This window comes from Pseudoalteromonas sp. SG41-1 (genome assembly GCF_014164575.1).
In the GTDB taxonomy this organism is placed as follows: Bacteria; Pseudomonadota; Gammaproteobacteria; order Enterobacterales; family Alteromonadaceae; genus Pseudoalteromonas; species Pseudoalteromonas rhizosphaerae.
In genome coordinates this window covers 1-5,170 of record NZ_JACJFL010000088.1, presented here as the reverse complement: position 1 = coordinate 5,170, position 5,170 = coordinate 1, and the positions used below count along the sequence as shown (strand labels likewise).

5 protein-coding genes and 2 pseudogenes are annotated in these 5,170 nt (G+C 40.8%); 4 read left to right on the top strand and 3 right to left on the bottom strand.

Translation table 11 applies throughout. The annotated features are described in order from the left end of the window. Positions 1-268 (bottom strand): annotated as a pseudogene (locus tag H5203_RS22245) (group II intron maturase-specific domain-containing protein); the annotation flags it as partial. A 375-nt stretch (positions 269-643) separates the two neighbouring features. Between H5203_RS22245 and H5203_RS22240 the strand changes: the two are divergent. Next, a complete protein-coding gene (locus tag H5203_RS22240) occupies positions 644-865 on the top strand; it encodes a hypothetical protein (RefSeq protein WP_182820354.1) in 222 nt (73 codons plus the stop codon). 115 nt (positions 866-980) lie between these two features. Continuing rightward, the gene (locus H5203_RS22235) at positions 981-1,439 is read left to right on the top strand and encodes a hypothetical protein (protein WP_182820353.1); all 459 of its coding nucleotides are present in this window, start codon (positions 981-983) and stop codon (positions 1,437-1,439) included. Positions 1,440-1,893: 454 nt separating this feature from the next. On the opposite strand, the gene ggt is transcribed toward H5203_RS22235, so the two are convergent. Both ggt and H5203_RS22225 read right to left on the bottom strand, forming a co-directional pair. Then, complete coding sequence (ggt, locus tag H5203_RS22230; RefSeq protein WP_182820352.1) at positions 1,894-3,564, bottom strand: gamma-glutamyltransferase; 1,671 nt, start codon at positions 3,562-3,564, stop codon at positions 1,894-1,896. A gap of 108 nt (positions 3,565-3,672) precedes the next feature. Further along, complete coding sequence (locus H5203_RS22225; protein ID WP_145242886.1) at positions 3,673-4,209, bottom strand: GNAT family N-acetyltransferase; 537 nt, start codon at positions 4,207-4,209, stop codon at positions 3,673-3,675. A 95-nt stretch (positions 4,210-4,304) separates the two neighbouring features. Between H5203_RS22225 and H5203_RS22220 the strand changes: the two genes are divergently transcribed. Beyond that, positions 4,305-4,673: a hypothetical protein gene (locus H5203_RS22220; protein WP_182820351.1), complete on the top strand. Its 369-nt coding sequence runs from the start codon at positions 4,305-4,307 to the stop codon at positions 4,671-4,673. 296 nt (positions 4,674-4,969) lie between these two features. After that, a pseudogene (locus H5203_RS22215) lies at positions 4,970-5,170 on the top strand (hypothetical protein); the annotation flags it as partial.

Here is a 5,170-nt window from a genome sequence, read left to right as displayed (position 1 = left end):
TAGTCATTGCCTATCGCAATGTTAATTCCTTTTGTTTTTGAGCTTCTACAAGGACCTTTACTGGTGATACCACATGCAATGGCGAGTCGTTCGCTAACACCCAATTTCATTAAACTGCGTACTTTAGTGCATGCTATTCCTTTTATAAAGAGCGCCATTGCCGCCAGTAGCACATTCTTATCCTGCGGCGGATCCAATCATCTAAATCCACCGCTAGCTGATAAGCATTGGTTATTAGGTAGTAGTGTCCCCAGCCGCGTAAATACTTCTTGGGTCCAGCATCTGTATGACTCTAAAGCGCAGCGTCTCTGAACCTCTTTGTGAATAATTCAATAAAAGATTTTTTGCACAAAGAGCAGAGAAAGAGAAGTAAATTAGGATTATCTTAAAGGCTAATACTAGCATGCGTAAAACACGATGCATTAATAAAGGTAAGCTGCTACCTCTTCAAATAAGCCACTTAAACACCTGTCATAACTTCCAAAACGCCCATTAAAGCAACAGTAAATCCTCTTTTTATATTTTACGTAAAAGTCAGTTGTCGATTGAATCAAAATAGGAACTCAGCTATGGTTAATGCATCAATAAAAATAAATTAAAAACGAGTTATTCTACAGCCTCGTTATATGCCTAGGGAAGATCGGTGCCTAAAATTTTAATCGAAGGCTTTGAAAAATTGAATAAAGTCGCTATGAGTAAGGCTATAAACTCAAATACGCAATTTAATCTCAAAGAGTCCAAAGCAATCACTGATAAGTTGTTAGCTAATCGTATTGTAGAGATACCGATAGAGGCATCATTCAATATTGTGGGTTTGTTATCTGCGTTGAATTCAGCAAATGCAAACGTAAAGTTTGCAGAGTAATCGGCATATAACAAATGAATAATGTCGTTCGTAAACTCACTGGGAATTTTACTCGCTGGCCTTCGGCCAAAGCGCTCCTAAAATCCACATATTCAAAGCGTTATATGCAACCAACATGAAATTTAGTGCCGAAGATTACAATGTTCTGAGTTACATTCTCAAACAGAATTTAATTTCTTATGATCAGGCTATTGCATGGGCGTACGCTCAATATACTGACCACGGAATTGATCCGTTTGTTGAAAAGTTGTCCTTGGCATCAGATGTCGCCGAAATAATCCGATTTATTAGCAATACTTACCAAGTCTACGGTGAGCCGAGTAATGAATTTTTAGCTGGGGAAGCTGCGAAAGCATATTCAGAAGACAAGCAGTCTTTGTATGCAGCAATATCCCGTATTTTGTTTGATCTTGATTTGGAATTACCTGAAGAAGAGAGGCAAGAACTATATATAGCGGAAGATTATTTTGGCTGGCACGATTCTGCAGAGTCTCAAGCTATTGTGCATGCTATGCCCGTGCTTGATAAATATAGGCCCATATATGAGCACGCTGTTGCAAAGTTCAGCATATAATCGGGTAGCCGGAGTTCTCTAACCTCCAGCCCCCACACCACCCATAATGCGCTTTTCATTAGCAAAAAGTGCAATGGGCGGTTCAGCTCCCGTTATCAATATTGATCCAAATATTTCTCAATAACGCTAAACCTTGTGAAGCTAAATAGTCATTGCCTAGCGCAATGTTAATTCCTTTTGTTTTTGAGCTTCAACAAGGGTCTTCGCTTCCAAGCGCCTACTTTTGGTGCTGGTGATACCACATGCTAAGGCGAGTCGTTCGTTTACACCCAATTTCATTAAACTGCGTACTGCGCGAGGTAAACTCGCGCCTACGAGTCACTCCCCTAACACCTAGTTACCTAGCTCCTAAAACCTTTTTGTAATTGGGCTTCGTTACCCTCACCCCAACTACAATCGCTTGATTTATCACCAAGCAATCTTACAACTTATGACTTACCGCTTAAAGCTGCAATCAAAACACCATCGCCTTACCGCGCCCTGACGCTTCTGAGCCGGCATCTAGTTTGCCATCACGTTCGATAATCACATGCATATCACCAAAATGGCGCTCGTCTAAGGTGTAGCCCATTTTCTCTAGTGCTTTAACAACGTTTGCATCTAACCCTGCATGATGACGTATGACATTTTTAGGCCAAAGTTGATGATGAAAACGCGGACTATTTACCACTTCATCGGCGCTCATATTAAATTCAACCGCGTTTAAAATAGATTCGTACACCGAGCTTATTATGGTGGTGCCGCCAGGTGAGCCGGTAACCATTTTAACTTTATTGCCTTTGAGTAAGATAGTTGGCGTCATTGAACTAAGCATACGCTTATGCGGCTGGATTTCATTGGCTTTACCACCGAGCGCGCCAAATACATTCATCACCCCAGGTTTGGCACTAAAGTCATCCATTTCATCGTTAAGCAAAAAACCCGCGCCAGCAACGACTACACCACTGCCATAACCTAAATTAATGGTGGTGGTATTCGATACTGCATTACCCCATTTATCAACTATAGAAAAATGCGTGGTTTGTTCGCTTTCATATAACCCAGGCTTAATGTTTTCAGTCGTCGATATTTTATCGAGTGTGATGCTGCTACTGCGCTTTTTAAGATAATCCATGGCGATTAGTTCGCTCTTTGGCACATCAAAAAAGTCTGGATCACCTAAGTACTCTGCTCTATCAGCAAATACGCGTTTGCCAATTTCTGCTAATAAATGAATATATGCTGTGGAGTTGTGCTCAAGCCCTGCTTTGGGTTTAGTCAGCTCGTACATTTTTAACCATTGTATTATTGCAATACCGCCGGAGCTTGGTGGTGGTGATGTAAGTACTTGGTAACCGTTCCAAGCTGCTTTCATTGGTGTACGTGATTTTGCTTGATAGGCTTTTAAATCCGCTTGCGTAATGATCCCGCCATGTTCAGCCATAAAATCGGCAATGATTTTAGCAGTTTCGCCTTCATAAAATCCTGCCTTACCTTGCTCGCGAATACGTTTTAACGTGGCTGCAAGCTCAGGTTGCTTAAAGTTTTGATTCGCTTTAGCGCTGGCAAAATAATCAGCAAAGTTAATTGTTACGTCTTTTTTAGCCATGCGGGCAATGTAGCGCTCAATACTGCTGGCTAATTTCGGGTGAACAATAAAACCCTGTTCGGCTAACTTTACTGCAGGCTCAACAAGGGTTTTCCAATCAAGTGTGCCGTGTTTTTGATGAGCAAGCCACATACCCGCCACACTACCGGGTACCCCACTGGCGTGAATGCCGTATATCGATTTATTTGCAACCACATTACCTTTGTCATCCAAATACATATCGCGATGAGCGGCAATTGGAGCTGTTTCGCGGTAATCTATAAAGTCGCCTTGCCCGTCTTTTTGGATCAGCATAAAACCACCACCGCCAATGTTTCCCGCTTCAGGCAAAGTAACGGCTAATACAAATTGCGCAGCAATGGCTGCATCAACCGCGTTACCGCCCTGCTCTAAAATGGCTTTTGCTACGTCACTACTGTAACTATCGGGCATAGCTACTGCTGCTTGGGCTGTTTTGCCACTAGCTGCCAATACAGTTATATGTAACTGCATTACAATGACACTAAAAATCAGTAAATGTTTTACACCTGCAAACATATTTAATTCCTTGTTGATTTTATTTTTTGATTATTTTATTTTTTGATTATTTTATTAACCCCATTAATACACATTCAGTTAACAAGGGTCAAACTACAATAAACAGCTTTACACAAATTTTCGATATAACACGGCTGGTAACTCGCCGAACTCGTCGCTATGGGTATAGTGTTCAATAAACTGCAGACCCAGCTTTTCCATCACTTTAATCGAGCCGTTATTGTCTTTTAGTGCAGTGGCGCTAAGTGCCTTGATCTCAGCATTGGCGGTGATCACATCGGCAACGGCTTGCGCGGCTTCACTGGCGTAACCTTTACCCCAACTTGTGCGTTTAAAACGCCAGCCAATTTCAATATCACTAAAATCAGGCTCTGCAGTAAAAAAACCCATTGGCCGAATTAATATCCAACCAATAAAGCTGTCATTATCATTAAGGTTAACTTGCCAAAGCCCCCAGCCCTGTTGTGGATTGCGGTAGGCTTGCATGCGCGGAATAAAAACGTCTTTGATGGTGCTCATGGTCGTCGTCTTGCCACGAGTAAGGTACTCCATAACCTGTGGGTCGTTATCGAGTTCAAACAGTAGCGCACTGTCATTTTCATCCATTAATTTAAAATTAAGTCGTGCTGTTCGAGGTATATTCATTTTCTAGCCTGTATATTGCTTGTTTTAAGATTGCCATCAATACTGTACCAGAGGAAATATTCCCCGGGACATAATTATTATACAAAGGAACAAATATGAACAAATTAGCAAGTTTAGTTTTATTAGGCTGTGTAGCACTAACCGGTTGCGAAGACGCCAGCGAAGCAAAAAAAGAAGCGGCTGAAGCAAAAGCTGAGGTTAAAAAAGCACTTAATGATGCATGGGATGAAGTAAAAGAAACCAGCAATCAATTTAAAGGTGAATCACTTGATGAGCTACTGCAAGAAAGTAAAAAACTTAGCCTTGATATGTATGATGATGGCAAAGAGGTGGCTTTAGATGCCTGGCTTGAAAGTAAAGAAGCAGCAGGCGAGTTAACCGAAAAAACCAAGCAAAAAGCCCAACAGCTCGTTGAAGAATTACAAGCCGCACGTGAAGAACATGACAAAGAAAGTAATAACTAACCCCCTGCACTTTAAACTGCTATTTTTATAGTTCGCTGCATTACTGAATTTCTCGTCAGAGTTGATGTTAACACCTATTTTATCTGATTAGGCTGCTATTAGGGCAGCCTACATTCGCAATATAATTAGATCAGCTCGGCTGATCGTACGGGTTGTTTTCAAGTTACCTACCACACTTACCTCATTTTAAAAAATACATATATAAAATCAAAATGATACTGTTAAATTGTCGATAATTCACATATTTACTCCTATACTCTAGCTGAAATCAACATACTAAAAACTTAGGATACACAATGAAAAAACTTCCTCTCGCAATTGCTTTATGTGCTGTATGCGCATCTGCAAGCTCATTTGCAGAAGTGCGTATTAATGGTTTTGCCTCTATTGTTGGTGGCAAAACATTGGATGATAATACAACTCGATACGGGTACGACAACGACATTTCATTTAAAAATGAAAGCGTTTTTGCTTTACAATTATCGGCTGATTTACAA

Excerpts from the sequence above, each read along its gene's own strand:
- H5203_RS22235 (WP_182820353.1), top strand. The coding sequence starts at position 981 with ATGAAATTTAGTGCCGAAGATTACAATGTTCTGAGTTACATTCTCAAA.
- ggt (WP_182820352.1), bottom strand. The coding sequence starts at position 3,564 with ATGTTTGCAGGTGTAAAACATTTACTGATTTTTAGTGTCATTGTAATG.
- H5203_RS22225 (WP_145242886.1), bottom strand. The coding sequence starts at position 4,209 with ATGAATATACCTCGAACAGCACGACTTAATTTTAAATTAATGGATGAA.
- H5203_RS22220 (WP_182820351.1), top strand. The coding sequence starts at position 4,305 with ATGAACAAATTAGCAAGTTTAGTTTTATTAGGCTGTGTAGCACTAACC.